This window comes from Pseudarthrobacter sp. NamE2, from assembly GCF_005796205.1.
GTDB lineage: Bacteria > Actinomycetota > Actinomycetes > Actinomycetales > Micrococcaceae > Arthrobacter.
On record NZ_VAHN01000001.1, the window covers coordinates 599,818 to 614,230 of the forward strand.

A 14,413-nucleotide genomic window follows, 5' to 3' on the forward strand; every position below is an offset into this window, starting at 1 on the left:
ATGCCCTACTGCGCCGGGTTCTCCCGGGCCAGGTACGCCTCGACGGCGGCCCCCAGGTCGTCGGCGTCGGGAAGCTCGTCGTTTTCGTTTGCGAGCAGCGAGCGGCGCACAATGCCGTCGGCCTTTTCGTCGTAGCGGGTCTCGAGCCGGGACACCACCTGCTGCACTTCGTCGGACGCGTCGATCTGTTCGGCGATCTGCCGGGTCACTTCGCGGCCGGCCTCGCGGAGCCGGTCGGTGGGCAGCATCAGCGAGGTCGCTGCGCCCAGGTATTCAAGGCCGGCAACGGCGGCCGTGGGGTACTCGGCTTCGGCCAGATAGTGCGGGACGTGGATAACATAGCCGGCCACGTTCCGGCCGGCCTCGACCAGCCGCAACTCCAGGATGTGGCCCACGGCGGCGGGAACCTCCACGGTAGGCTTCCAGACGGAAATGCCCTCGATCAGCTCGGGACGGTTGCCGTGCACCGTCACGCCAACGGGACGGGTGTGCGGCACCGGCATCGGGATGGAGTGGATCCAGGTAACCAGGTTGACGTCCAGTTTCTCGACGATGCCAACCACGGCACGGGCGAACCGCTCCCACTGCAGGTCCGGCTCGAATCCCGCCAGCAGCAGGAAGGGTTTGCCCAGGCCGTCAACAAGCCGGTATAGCGCCAGCCGCGGCTCCTGGTAGTCCTGCAGGTGGTCCTCGACGAACGTCAGGTGCGGCCGCCGTGACCGGTAGTCGATCAGCTGGTCCGCATCAAACACAGCTACGGGCTTGGCGTCAAGGGAGTCCAGCAACTCGGCATTAATCTGTTTCACCACGTGCCCGGCGTCGGCGAAACCGGTGAAACCCATCACCAGGTTCAGCCCGCGGAGTTCCGGGCTGTGGAACAGCTCAATGTTGCTCGCGTAGAGCGCGTCAGGGTCCAGCAGGGAGCCGGAGATCCGTTCAAGCACGGCATGTTCCTTTCATGGATGCGGGTGGACATCAATTACAACGCGGTCCGGCGGCAGGGCATTCCACCGCGCGGTGTGGCGCACATCTCAGAAGATTCTTCCGCCGGGGCGCCATGGGACTACGATCGGAACTGGCCTGCCGCACGGGCTGAACATTCCCGGACGGCGTCCGGAACGGCCGTGCCCGGCAGCCGGGGCAGCGCGCCGAACATGCAGCCCTGCCCGTACCAGCTCTCGAGAATTGAGGACTCATCCCTGTGGTCAAGAATACTGAAATCAACCTTAGTACCCTCTCCCGCGACCTGAAGAAGAGCCCAAGCGACGCCGTTGTCGTCGGCGTGGGGCAGGGAACCGACGGACCGGTACTGCTGGCCAACCCGCTCGCAGCAAAGTCCGCCGAAGCACTCACCGACTCGCTCAAAGCACTGGGCGTCACCGGCGCCGCGGACCAGATCGTCCGCCTGCCCGGCCTCCCCGAGACCGGCGCGGGCATCCTGGTCCTTGCCGGAGTGGGTAAGGTCAACGCCGCCCCGCCCACCGGCGAAGCGCTCCGCCGGGCCGCCGGATCCGCCATCCGCCAGCTGGCCGGCCTGGGCACCGTCGTGCTCGCCTTCCCGACGGCGTCCGCCGCCGACGTCGCGGCAGTCGCCGAAGGTGCCGCGCTGGGCGCCTACTCCTTCACCGAGTTCCGTTCGTCAAAGGAAGGGCTGAAGGATCCCGTCCGCAAGGCCATCATCTTCACCGATGTCGCTGACCATCAGGAAACCGCCGCGGCCCTGAAACGCGCAGCCCTGGTGGGCAAGGCGGTCAACGCCACGCGCTCCCTGGTCAACACCCCGCCCAGCCACCTTTACCCGGAGACGTTCGCGGAGGCCGCCAAGGACCTGGCCAAGGGCCTTCCCGTCAAGGTGACAGTCTGGGACGAGAAGCGGCTCGAAAAGGAAGGCTTTGGCGGCATCATGGGTGTTGGCAAGGGGTCAGCCCGCCAGCCCCGCCTGGTCAAGGTGGAGTACTCCCCCGCCCGGCCGGTCACCAAAATCGCCCTGGTGGGCAAGGGCATCACCTTCGACACCGGCGGCATTTCCATCAAGCCGGCCCTGGGCATGGGCGACATGAAGAGCGACATGGCCGGTGCCGCCGTCGTCCTTAATACTGTCCTTGCCCTCGCCGGCCTGGGCCTGCCGGTCAAGGCGACCGCCTGGCTCTGCATCGCCGAGAACATGCCCTCGGGAGCCGCATCCCGCCCGGCCGACGTCCTCACGATGTTCGGCGGCAAGACCGTCGAGGTGCTTAACACCGACGCCGAGGGCCGCCTGGTCATGGCCGACGGCATCGTGGCGGCAAGCCAGGAATACCCGGATGCAATCATCGACGTGGCCACGCTGACCGGCGCCCAGCTGATCGCGCTCGGCAACCGGACCGCGGGCGTCATGGGTGCGGACTCCGTCACTGCCGCCCTCAAGGCTGCCGCAGACCGTGCGGGCGAACTGGTATGGCCCATGCCGCTTCCGGAGGAGCTCCGCCCGAGCCTGGACTCGCAGGTGGCGGACCTGGCCAACATCGGCGAACGCCACGGCGGCATGATGACGGCCGCCGTCTTCCTGCAGGAGTTCGTGGGCAAGGACAAGGACGGCGGCCGGATCCCGTGGGCCCACATCGACATCGCCGGCCCTTCCTTTAACACCGGAAGCCCCTACGGCTACACCCACAAGCAGGGAACGGGGTGCACTGTCCGCACGCTGGTGGCCTATGTGGAGGACGTCATCGCCGCCGCCGCCTGAGGCAGGCTGCGGCCGGTGCGCGCGCCTGGTGGCGGGGGTGATCCCTCCGCCACTAAGCGGCGTGACACTCGACACAAAGCGCTCCACAAACGCTGTGCCAAGGTGGAGCATGGATAGGTGGTTCGCTAAGGTGAACCACGATAGTCACAAATGCAAGAGAATTGGCCTGCTGACATAATCACGGCAGGGCAAGATCCAAGACCAGATGATGCGCGGCAGAAACGCGTCATCGTTCACGCGAGGGAGCGTTTAAGTGGCCGATCAGGCAACTGCGCAAGAATTCGACATCCTGGTACTCGGCGGCGGAAGCGGCGGATACGCCGCCGCGCTGCGGGCGGTACAGCTTGGCTTCACCGTCGGCCTCGTGGAGAAGGCAAAGCTGGGCGGCACCTGCCTCCACAACGGCTGCATCCCCACCAAGGCCCTGCTCCACTCGGCCGAACTGGCCGACCACGCCCGTGACTCCGCCAAGTACGGCGTGAACGTCACCCTCGACGGCATCGACATCACGGCCGTCAACGCGTACAAGGACGGCATCATCGCCGGCAAGTACAAGGGCCTCCAGGGCCTCATCAAGTCCAAGGGCATCACCGTCATCGAAGGTGAGGGCAAGCTGCAGGGCACCGACACCATCGTGGTGAACGGCACCGCCTACAAGGGCAAGAACATCATCCTGGCCACCGGCTCCTACTCCCGCACGCTGCCCGGCCTCGAAATCGGCGGCAAGGTCATCACCTCGGACCAGGCGCTGACCATGGAGTCGATCCCCAAGAGCGCCATCATCCTGGGCGGCGGCGTGATCGGCGTCGAGTTCGCCTCCGTCTGGAAGTCCTTCGGCGTCGACGTCACCATCGTTGAAGGCCTGCCCTCCCTCGTTCCGAACGAGGACGCCACCATCGTCAAGAACTTTGAGCGCGCCTTCAAGAAGCGCGGCATCAAGTTCTCCACCGGTGTCTTCTTCCAGGGCGTCGAGCAGAACGACAACGGGGTCAAGGTCACCCTCGTGGACGGCAAGACGTTCGAAGCAGACCTCCTCCTGGTGGCCGTAGGCCGCGGGCCCGTCACCGCCAACCTCGGGTACGAGGAAGCCGGCATCACCATCGACCGCGGCTTCGTGATCACCAACGAGCGCCTGCACACCGGCGTGGGCAACATTTACGCCCTGGGCGACATCGTCCCGGGCGTCCAGCTGGCCCACCGCGGTTACCAGCAGGGCATTTTCGTGGCCGAAGAGATCGCCGGCCTGAAGCCCGTGATCGTCGAGGACATCAACATCCCCAAGGTCACCTACTCCGACCCTGAAATCGCCACCGTCGGCTACACCGAAAAGGCCGCCAAGGAGAAGTTCGGCGAAGACCAGGTGCAGATTCAGGAATACAACCTCGCCGGCAACGGCAAGAGCTCCATCCTGGGCACCTCCGGCCTGGTGAAGCTGGTCCGCCAGAAGGACGGCCCCGTGGTGGGCGTCCACATGATCGGCGCCCGCATGGGCGAGCAGGTGGGCGAGGCCCAGCTGATCGTGAACTGGGAAGCCTACCCGGAGGACGTGGCCCAGCTGGTACACGCCCACCCCACCCAGAACGAGGCCCTGGGCGAAGCCCACCTGGCACTCGCGGGCAAGCCGCTGCACGGCTAGTCTCCCCCAGCACCACCGTGCATGGTGCCCCGGCGCCGCTGGCCGGGTGCACCATGCATACCCTCAGGCAGCATTCAATCGCACTAAAGACCAATAAGGAGAACGGGGACGACATGTCTGAATCCGTTAACTTGCCCGCCCTCGGTGAGAGCGTCACCGAAGGAACCGTCACCCGCTGGCTTAAGCAGGTAGGTGACCGGGTAGAGGTGGACGAACCGCTGCTCGAGGTTTCCACCGACAAAGTAGACACTGAAATCCCCTCTCCTGTAGCTGGCGTGATTGAGGAAATCCTGGTCGCCGAAGACGAGACGGCCGAGGTCGGCGCACCCCTGGTGCGCATCGGCGACGGCTCCGGCGGCGGTTCCGCCCCGGCAGCAGAAGCACCGGCAGCCGCTCCCGCCCCGGAAGCACCGGCACAGGAAGCACCGGCCGCCGCACCGGCTGAAGAAGCTCCCGCCCCGTCAGCCCCTGCAGCCGGCGGCGGTGAAGGCCACGAAGTCACCCTCCCCGCCCTTGGCGAGAGCGTGACCGAGGGAACCGTTACCCGCTGGCTCAAGGCCGTTGGCGACACTGTTGAGGTGGACGAACCCCTGCTCGAGGTCTCCACGGACAAGGTGGACACCGAGATCCCGTCGCCGGTTGCCGGCACGCTCCAGGAAATCCGCGTCAGCGAGGACGAGACCGCCGAGGTCGGTTCCGTCCTGGCCGTCATTGGTTCCGGTGCCGCCGCTGCTCCGGCCGAGGCGCCCGCCCCGGCCGCGCCGGCGCAGGAAGCACCCGCTCCTGCCCCCGCGCAGGAAGCCCCGAAGGCTGAAGCTCCCAAGCAGGAAGCCCCCGCTCCGGCTGCAGCTCCGGCCCCCGCGCCGCAGGCTGCTCCGGCTCCGGCAGCACCGTCTGCTCCGCAGGCCGCCCCGGCAGCAGGTTCCGACTCCGGCTACGTGACCCCGCTGGTCCGCAAACTGGCCAACCAGCACGGCGTGGACATTGCGTCGCTGTCGGGCACCGGCGTCGGCGGCCGCATCCGCAAGCAGGATGTCATGGCCGCTGCCGAAGCGAAGGCAGCACCTGCCTCCGCTGCTCCGGCCGCCTCCGCACCGTCTGCTGCTGCCCCTGCAGCCTCCGCCGCAGCGTCCCCGCTCCGCGGCACCACCCAGAAGGCACCGCGCATCCGCCAGGTCATTGCCCGCCGTATGCGCGAATCCCTCGAAATCTCCACCCAGCTGACGCAGGTCCACGAAGTGGACATGACCAAGATCGCCAAGCTGCGCGCCCGGGCCAAGAACACGTTCCAGGCCCAGAACGGCACCAAGCTGACGTTCCTTCCGTTCATCGCCAAGGCGGTGGCCGAAGCCCTCAAGCAGCACCCCAAGCTCAACGCTGCGTACGACGAGGACAAGCAGGAGATCACTTACCACAACGCCGAGCACCTGGCGATCGCCGTCGACACGGATAAGGGCCTGCTGGTCCCGGTCATCTCCGATGCCGGCAACCTGAACCTTGCCGGCCTGGCGGGCAAGATCGCTGACGTCGCGGCACGCACCCGTGACGGGAAGATCGGCCCGGACGAGCTGTCCGGCGGCACCTTCAGCATCACCAACATCGGCTCCGTGGGCGCCCTGTTCGACACCCCGATCATCAACCAGCCGCAGGTGGGTATCCTCGGCACCGGCGCCATCGTCAAGCGCGCCGTTGTGGTGTCGGATGAGAACGGTGACGACTCGATCGCCATCCGCTCCATGATGTACCTGTCGCTGACGTACGACCACCGCCTGGTGGACGGCGCGGACGCCGGCCGTTTCCTCCAGACCCTCAAGGCCCGCCTGGAAGAGGGCGCCTTCGAGGCGGACCTCGGTTTGTAACAGCCGGCCACGGACGACGGCGGTGCGCGCCAATGGTGGGAAAACCACCTGCGGTGCGTGCCGCCGTCGTTAATTAACCACCAGTCGCCGAGGCACCCGGCGCCTTACTACAGGCTGTAGAACTACTGGCTAGACTGGTCCCATGAACATCCTCTACAACATTGTGGTCTTCCTGCACATCGTCGGCGCGGCAATGATCGTGGGCATCTGGATCGGGCAAATGAAGAAGCCCACAGTCCACCCCCGGCAGTTCGACGGCGCCATGACGCAGCTCCTCACCGGCGTCGTCCTGATGGGGCTCATCCCCGCACTGGATATGGACGCCAACTACGCCAAGCTCGGCATTAAGCTGGTCATTGCCGTGGTTGTCGGCGTCCTGGCCTTCATCGGCCGCCGGAAGTACAAGGCGGGAGAGGCGGTCAGCCCAGGCCTGGCACACGCGGTGGGCGGCCTGGCGCTGTTGAACATTGCCATCGCCACCATCTGGGACTGACACAGCGCCGCCGTTTCCCGGGGCTGCGGAGTCATAATCCACCAGCGGCGGATGCCGGATGCACGCCCCCGGTGAAGTCCCTAGGATGGGAGACGGCGGGGTGTGGCAGCAGCCGGCCCCGGTAGAAATCGATTTGAGGAGTGGACATGGCAGCAACACGCACCGCACACACCGTCTGGAACGGCGACCTGATGTCGGGCTCGGGTAACACTACGCTCGACAGCTCCGGCCTGGGCACCTACGACGTCACCTGGAAGGCGCGCACCGAGGCTGCCAACGGCAAGACCAGCCCCGAGGAACTGATCGCCGCCGCCCACTCGGCCTGCTTCTCCATGGCATTCAGCCACGCGCTGGCGCAGGCCGGCCACGCTCCCGAGGAGGTCAACACCAAGGCTGACGTCACCTTCGTACCCGGGACCGGCATCACGGGCAGCCACCTGACCATGTCCGCAAAGATCCCCGGCATCTCCGAGGAGGAGTTCCAGAAGATCGCGGCGGAAGCCAAGGTGGGCTGCCCGGTTTCCGGTGCCCTGGCCAGCATCGACATCACCCTGGACGCCACGCTGCAGTCCTGATCCGGCTGTTGCCGGACACCTAGAAGGCCCTGCCTGGCCGGAGTCTGTCCGGTCACGCAGGGCCTTTTCCGTTAAGACCGGCGGCCTAGCTCCCCTGGCGGCGGGCAGGCAGCGGCGCCGGACGCAGCCGCCGGTACCCTTCGCGGGCAGGGGGGCGGTCGGTGGGCAGTTCCTGGATCATCTCCTTCAGCGCGCCGATGCCGTACTCCAGCTGCGGGTCCCGTCCGGCTGCGTAGGCGTGCGGCGGGAAGGTCACTTCAATGTCCGGGTCCACGCCATAGTTTTCGACGCTCCATCCCACGCCGCCGCTGAACCAGTTGGCATATCGCGGCTGGGTGACGCCGGTGCCGTCAGCCAGTGAGAACCTGTTGTCGATGCCCACCACGCCGCCCCATGTCCGCGTTCCGATAACAGGCCCGATCCCCCGCAGCTTGGAAACCTGGGTGATGATGTCACCGTCCGAGCCGGCAAACTCGTCAGCGAGGACAACCACCGGGCCCCGCGGCGCGTGGTGCGGGTAGGTGCGCGGTTTCTCCCCGCGCGGCATGCTCCAGCCCGTCACCTTGCGACCGATCAGTTCCGCCACCAGCTGCGACGTATGGCCGCCGCGGTTCCGCCGCACGTCCACGATGAGTCCGTCCAGCGCCGTCTCCGTGTCCAGGTCCCGGTGCAGCTGCGCCCAGCCGTTGGCCATCATGTCCGGAACGTGCAGGTAGCCGAACGTTCCGCCCGAGGCTTCCCGGACGGTCCGGCGGTTGGCGGCAACCCACTCCTGGTACCGCAGGCGTTCCTCATCCTTGACAGGCACGACGGCGACACGGCGGCGGGTGCCCGCCGCCCCGCCGTGTCCCGGCCCGTTGAGTAGGGTCAGCTCGACGGCGCGGCCCGCCGACCCGACCAGCTGCATTGCCGGGGTGACGGACGCGGAGAGCGGGACGCCGTCGATGGCCAGCAGGATGTCGCCGGCCTTCGCATCCACTCCGGGCCGGGCGAGGGGCGAGTCAGCCAACGGATCGGAGGATTCACCGGCCAGGATGCGGGTGATTTCCCACCCGGCCGGGGTGTGGGACAGGTCTGCGCCGAGCCGTCCCTGGCCCTGGCTGCCGTTCTCCGTTACCGGCGCGGGACGGACATACGCGTGTGAGGTACCCAGCTCACCGTGCATCTCCCAGAGGAGGTCCACCAGGTCGTCGTGCGAGCCGAGGCGGTCAACCAGGGGGCGGTAGCGCCGATGGACTGACTCCCAGTCCTGGCCGGCCATGTCCTCGGCCCAGAAGAAGTCCCGCTGCAGCCGCCATGCCTCGTCAAAGGCCTGGCCCCAGACGCTGAGCGGATCCATCATCACCCGGATCCGGCCGAGATCCACCTTGACGAGCTTTCCGGACTCTTCGTCCGCCTTGGCATCGGCAGGGACGGCGGTGACCTGCTTGTCGTTCACCAGAACCACGGTTGCCCTGTCGCCCGAGAGGCGGTAGCTGTCCAGCGCCTCCACGAGCGTGAATTTCTTCCGCCGGCCAAGGTCGTACCGGACAAGGCCGGGACGGGTGTCCTTGTCCTCCTGGCTCGCCTTGCCGTCGCCGGTGACACCGGCGAGGGGACGGTCCAGCCACAGCAGGGCTCCGTCCGTAGCCTCCAGCGACGTGTAGTTACCCTGGGGCACCGGGACGCTGATGACGCGGTGGGCCAGCCCGTCCCGGTCAACCACCACTTCCGGGGACGGTTCCGGCGTGCCCTCGTCTTCGCCGCCGGCGGGTGCTTCGTCGCCGTCCGGTGCCACCGACGGGCCGAAGGGCGACGGCGTCCCGGCGGCGAGTGCCACAAGGTACGGCTTGATGGGGCTGGGGAAGGACAGGTCGAACGAATGGCCGTCGTACACCGGGTCGAAGCTGCGGTTGGACAGGAAGGCGAGGTACTTGCCGTCAGGGGTGAAGGTCGGCGACGTGTCGCAGAACCGTCCGTCGGTGACGTCCACGGGGTCCGCGCCGGGTTGCCCGACGTTCGCCATTCGAAGCCTGCTGCGCGAGCCAAAGGAGGTGACGGGCTCGGACCATGCCAGCCACCGTGAATCCGCGGACCAGGCCAGGTTCCCAATGGTGCCTTCGCCAATGCTGGCCAGAAGCGTCACGTCCCCTGTCCGGCTGTCCACCAGCTGCACCTCGCCGAAGGACGTGCCTGCCGCCACCCAGCGTCCGTCCGGGCTGGTCTCCAGCGAGCTCGCGCGCGACGACAGGGGGACCACAACTGCCGCTTCCGCTACAGACTGGGCATCCGCCGCGGACGCAGCACCTTCCGGAGCAACGTCCGCCTGGCCGGCATCCGCTGCCTGGGCGGCGTGCTGGTCGTCAGCTGGAACAAAGGCAGCACCCCCGGCCAGGACGGCAGCACCGGCAGCCGGGACGGGCTGCGGCAGGAGCGGAGCATCGGCTGCGTCGGCTTCGGTTGCGGGCATGCCTGCAGCCCCACCAGAGTCCTTTCCGGGAGCGGCCGGGGCGGTGTGCGGCACCGGCGCCACAATGTCCCGGATGTGCAGGGCTTCAACACCGCCGTGGTCGGCAATGTAGGCGATCCTGCCGTCGGCCAGCGGCCTGGGCAGGCGGCCGCGGACGCCGGGAGTTGCCTCGATGATCCGGGAGGGACCGTCCTTGTGGCGCAACCAGTGGATGGTGCCGTGCGCCTCCACCGCGCTGGCGGTACCGGCAGTATTCGGCACCACGGCGCCCAGGTGCTTTGCAACCTTCAGGAGGGCGGGCCGGCGGGACTGCGAGGCGGAACCCAGCGTGATGTCCAGGCGCACGGCTTCCGAGTTAAGGTCATGCAGGACCCACAGCTCACCGGCGGACTCAAAGATGACGCGCTTCCCATCAGTGGCGGCATGACGGACGTAGAAGTCCTCATGGTCCGTGTGCCGGCGCAGGTCCTTCCCGTCGGGAAGGACCGAGTAAAGGTTCCCGTAGCCCTCATGGTCGGACAGGAAGGCGATGCGGCCGTCCACCCACATGGGATCGGCGAGGTTGCCGTCAAGGTCGGGCAGCAGGCGCTCGAACTCCCCGTTGCCATCCGTGTCGATCCACAGTTTCCCGGCGGTGCCGCCCCGGTACCGCTTCCACCACGCGGGTTCGCGGGACAGTACGCTGCCCACCACCACGGGCCGCTCGTCCCCTACTTCGGGACCGAAGGCCACCGATTCCACGGGTCCAAACGGCAGCTCTTCGGCCCACCCGCCCTCCACCGGAACGCTGTAGGCGTGCGTGTGGCGGCTCTCAGCCTGCCGGAAGGCACTGGTCACCAGGACCGCCCCACCGGCTGTGAAGCCCTTGACCCGGGTGGTGCTGTGCCCGAAGTACGTTAACTGCCGGTAGTTTCCGCCGTCGACGTCCGCTGCCACCACTTCCGGCGCCGTCCCCTGTACCACCGTCCACACCAGCTTCTTTCCGTCGGGGGTGAAGCGGGGATTGCGGGCGGGCAGCTGCAGCGAGGAGACGCGCCAGGCGCGGCCCCCGCCGAGGGGCGCGACCCACACGTCGTCCTCGGCCACGAATGTGACCAGATCGCCGTGCAGATGCGGGAAACGTAAGTAGCTCGAAGAGGTCATCGTTCGATCATAGTCAACCGTCCTGCGGCCCTGCGGGAGGTACCGAAGCACGGGTCCGTGGTGAGATAGACCATGCGCATCGTCATCGCAGGAGCCTCCGGCCTGCTCGGCACCTCCATGTCCGAAACCTTCCGCAACGCCGGACACGACGTCGTCTCCCTGGTGCGCCGCGGGGCGGCCTCAGCGGATGAAATCAGCTGGGACCCGGGGGCCGGGCGGCTGGACCCAGGCGCCCTCGCCGGGGCGGACGCCGTCGTGAATCTCTCTGGCGCCGGCATCGGGGACCGGCCGTGGACGCGGAAGCGCGTTGAGGAGCTGTTCAGCTCGCGTGTGGGCCCCACCGTAACGCTTGCCAACGCCATGTGGCAGTTGGATGTTCCCCCCGCGGTCTTCATCAGCCAGTCCGGTTCCGGGTATTACGGCGATGCCGGAAACACCGTCCTGCGCGAGTCAGCGCCGGCAGGATCAGGCGTCCTGTCCCGTATCTGCATGGAGTGGGAGGCCGCTGCAGCCACGGTTCCTGCGGGGGTGCAGCTGGTGGTTCCGCGCACCGGTGTGGTGTTCAGCCGCACCGGTGGCGCCCTGGGCCGGCTGCTTCCGCTGCTGAAGCTCGGCGTTGGCGGCCCCCTTGGCAACGGCAGGCAATTCTGGCCGTGGGTCACGCTGCCCGACGTTTCCGCTGCCTTTCTCTTCCTGTTGGAATCAGGGATCAGCGGGCCCGTCAACCTCTGCGCGCCGGAAGATGGGGATGTCAACGCTATCGTTGCTGCCCTTGCCCGCGCCCTGCACCGCCCGGCCGTGCTGAGGGTTCCGGCGCCGGTGCTCCGGCTGGTGATGCGCAACCTGGCCGAGGAGTTGCTGTTGTCGAGCCAGCGGATGGAACCGGCAGTCCTGGCCGCTGCCGGTTTCAGGTGGCAGCATCCAACTTTGGCGGCTGCGGCACAGTGGGTGGCAGGCAGGGAAGGCGCGGACGCGCTCAGCTGACAGGTGTCCCACGCTGCGCTCACGACCCCGGGAGGATCTCGCTGATCCGCCACGCCCCGTTCACGGACACGAGGACCAGCCGGAGGGGCCGGCCGGCACTGGCCGCCCCTGTGGCCACCACAGATCCCCGGGCATCCAGTTCCTGGTAGGCGGACGTAGCGGCGGTAGCACGGACCACTGCCCGGTCAGCGGTGGCCCCGTCCTCGGTGGCCACGCCGGACAGCGTGCTTGAGAGACCGCCCAGCACAAGGCCGGCATCGCGCAGCCGGTCTCCGGTCCGTTTGTCCGCTTGCGCTGCCGGTGACCCTGCAGCGTTCACCTCTTCCAGGAGGTCAAGCTTCCCGCTGGCGAAAGCCAGGTTCCGCAGGGCTGCAAGTCCGGCCAGCGCGCGGGCAGGATCTTTGTCCGCAGCCTGCCCGCGGGCAGCCCCGGTGGCGTCCGCTTCTTCTGCCGGCGCTTCCGTGGCCGCCGGCGGCGCTCCCGCGGACGCGGTTGCATTGCCCAAGGCAGGCGGCAGCGGGTCCCGCGTTCCCGCAAGCCCCCACAGAGCCGCTGCTGCGGCCAGTACTGCCATTGCAGGAAGGGCCCAACGCTGCGCTTTTCCGCCCATTGCAGAAGCTCCGGGCTTCAGCGCGTGTTTCCCGTGGGCGGGGGCGTCCCCGGCTGCGGGAAACGGGAGCCGATGCGCGCGCTGCCCACCGGCAGTGTGGAGGCGCCGGCGAAAGCCGGCGAGTTTCTCCCCGACGCCAAGCTTTTGGTTCATCCTGTCCAGAGCGGACGACGGCGGCACGTGCCTCCGCGTCACAAGCTCCGGCATGACGGTGGGATGGACGGCAGCAGCCAGGTCAAGCGGACGGGGTGGTGCGCTGCGGTAGACGGCAGTGGCCAAAGCAGCCGCGGTGGGTCGAAGCCGCCGGTCTTCGGCGAGCCCGGATTCGAGGGCAGCGGCCAGGTCCCTGGGAACCTCCGGGACGAGCAGGGTGAGCGGCGGGCGGTCGGCCGTCCGCGCAGGTACTTCCCCGGTGAGGCAATACCAGCCGAGGGCGGCGGCCGAGTAGACATCACGTTCCGGCTGCAGCCCCGCCCGCACCGCATCCACCGGGGCGGGATCCAGGAAACCGGCCGTTCCCCAACTTCCAGCACGCCCGGCCTCACCTGCCATCCTGGCAATGCCAACATCGGACAGCAGGGCTTTGCCCTGGCCGGTGAACAGAACGTTGCCCGGGGAGACGTCGGCGTGGGTGAAGCCGTTGTTATGCAGGTAGTTCAGCGCCTGGGCGATGGGGGTCAGCACCGTGACCGTCTCCCCCACGGTGAGTCTCCCGCGGGCGGCAACGAGGTCCGCGAGGGAGCCCCCGGAGGCGTAGTCCATGACCAGGGCGGCGCCCCCGGGACCTCCTTCGTACCGGACGGCCTGGTGTGCCTTCACCAGGTGCTCGTGGTCAAGGACGGAGAGGATGCGGATTTCGCGCCGGATCGCCTCGTCCTCCAGGCCTTCGCTGCCATGGGCGCCGCCCGGTCCTGCGCGGAAACACTTCAGCGCGACGTTGCGGCCCGTGCGCTGCTCTGTTGCCAACCAGACCGAAGCGGTACCACCCTCGCCCAGCAGGCGCCCGACGGTGTATCCGGAAACCTCTGGAGTCTTCGCATCTTCCATCCCCTATGTCTAGCCGAATCCGCCACGGTCTGCAGAAGTTATCCACAGGTACCCGGCGCGCGCCGGTCACATCCCGTGGAGAGTGGTGAGCTTAAGCACTAAACCCGGCCGGAAGCGCTCCACGGTCTAAGCTGGAAGGCATGACTCTTGAGTTTTCAAGGCTCGGTCTCGCCCCCGACTATGTCGACTACCAGCAGGCCTGGGACAGCCAGCGCGAGCTGCACGGCAAAGTGGTCGCAGGTGAAGCGCCGAGCACGGTGCTGCTGTTGGAGCACGCTGCCGTATACACAGCCGGCAAGCTCACCGAAGACCACGAGCGGCCTTTCGACGGCACCCCCGTGGTTGCCGTGGACCGCGGTGGAAAGCTCACCTGGCACGGACCCGGCCAGCTGATCGCCTACCCCATCGTGAAATTGAAGAACCGCTCCGGTATCCGTGACTACGTTGAGCGACTGGAAGCCATCATGATCGCCGTCATGGCGGACTACGGCATCAAGGCAGAACGCATCAAGGGCAGGGCCGGAGTCTGGATCAAGGCCGATGACAAAGGCCCGGACCGGAAAATTGCCGCCATCGGCATTCGCGTCCTGAACGGCGTCACCATGCACGGGATTGCCATCAACTGCAGCAATGACCTCGCGCCCTACGCCCAGATTATCGCCTGCGGAATTACCGATGCCGGCGTGACCACGATGTCCCTGGAAACCGGGCGGGACATCCGCCCCGCCCGGATCGTCGACCGCCTTGTGGAAGAGTTCCGCAAGCATGAAGAAGCACTCGTTTCAAGCCCCGAAGGAGCTCTCCTGTGACATTGGCACCTGAAGGCCGGAAGATGCTGCGGATCGAGCAGCGTAATGCGGCTGTCCCGGTGGAGCGCAAGCCGGACTGGATT

At 67.4% G+C, this 14,413-nt stretch carries 10 protein-coding genes; 7 read left to right on the forward strand and 3 right to left on the reverse strand.

Translation table 11 applies throughout. The annotated features are described in order from the left end of the window. Positions 1-5 precede the first annotated feature (5 nt). The gene (locus FDW83_RS02825) at positions 6-944 is read right to left on the reverse strand and encodes a proteasome assembly chaperone family protein (protein ID WP_138136063.1); all 939 of its coding nucleotides are present in this window, start codon (positions 942-944) and stop codon (positions 6-8) included. Between the two features lie 257 nt (positions 945-1,201). On the opposite strand from FDW83_RS02825, the gene FDW83_RS02830 reads away from it, so the two are divergent. The 5 genes from FDW83_RS02830 to FDW83_RS02850 all read left to right on the forward strand — a co-directional run bounded on the left by FDW83_RS02830 (position 1,202) and on the right by FDW83_RS02850 (position 7,288). Then, complete coding sequence (locus FDW83_RS02830; protein ID WP_138136064.1) at positions 1,202-2,725, forward strand: leucyl aminopeptidase; 1,524 nt, start codon at positions 1,202-1,204, stop codon at positions 2,723-2,725. A gap of 253 nt (positions 2,726-2,978) precedes the next feature. Further along, positions 2,979-4,361 carry a dihydrolipoyl dehydrogenase gene (gene lpdA, locus FDW83_RS02835; protein WP_138136065.1) on the forward strand — a complete coding sequence of 461 codons (1,383 nt, stop codon included), beginning with the start codon at positions 2,979-2,981 and terminating at the stop codon, positions 4,359-4,361. 113 nt (positions 4,362-4,474) lie between these two features. Next, complete coding sequence (gene sucB / locus FDW83_RS02840; protein ID WP_138136066.1) at positions 4,475-6,220, forward strand: 2-oxoglutarate dehydrogenase, E2 component, dihydrolipoamide succinyltransferase; 1,746 nt, start codon at positions 4,475-4,477, stop codon at positions 6,218-6,220. Positions 6,221-6,362: 142 nt separating this feature from the next. After that, positions 6,363-6,713, forward strand: coding sequence for a hypothetical protein (locus FDW83_RS02845; RefSeq protein ID WP_138136067.1), 351 nt, complete (start codon positions 6,363-6,365; stop codon positions 6,711-6,713). A gap of 146 nt (positions 6,714-6,859) precedes the next feature. After that, entirely contained in the window at positions 6,860-7,288 is a 429-nt protein-coding gene (locus tag FDW83_RS02850; protein WP_138136068.1) for an OsmC family protein, read from the forward strand. Between the two features lie 85 nt (positions 7,289-7,373). On the opposite strand, the gene FDW83_RS02855 is transcribed toward FDW83_RS02850, so the two are convergent. After that, positions 7,374-10,880, reverse strand: a complete 3,507-nt coding sequence (locus FDW83_RS02855) for a S41 family peptidase (RefSeq protein ID WP_138136069.1) — start codon at positions 10,878-10,880, stop codon at positions 7,374-7,376. A gap of 72 nt (positions 10,881-10,952) precedes the next feature. Between FDW83_RS02855 and FDW83_RS02860 the strand changes: the two genes are divergently transcribed. Continuing rightward, positions 10,953-11,864, forward strand: coding sequence for a TIGR01777 family oxidoreductase (locus FDW83_RS02860; protein WP_138136070.1), 912 nt, complete (start codon positions 10,953-10,955; stop codon positions 11,862-11,864). 19 nt (positions 11,865-11,883) lie between these two features. Here FDW83_RS02860 and FDW83_RS02865 read toward each other — a convergent pair whose 3' ends face one another. Beyond that, positions 11,884-13,521, reverse strand: coding sequence for a serine/threonine-protein kinase (locus FDW83_RS02865; RefSeq protein WP_138136071.1), 1,638 nt, complete (start codon positions 13,519-13,521; stop codon positions 11,884-11,886). Between the two features lie 140 nt (positions 13,522-13,661). Here FDW83_RS02865 and lipB point away from each other — a divergent pair, with 140 nt between their 5' ends. Beyond that, complete coding sequence (gene lipB, locus FDW83_RS02870) at positions 13,662-14,330, forward strand: lipoyl(octanoyl) transferase LipB (RefSeq protein ID WP_138136072.1); 669 nt, start codon at positions 13,662-13,664, stop codon at positions 14,328-14,330. The last annotated feature ends 83 nt before the right edge of the window (positions 14,331-14,413 follow it).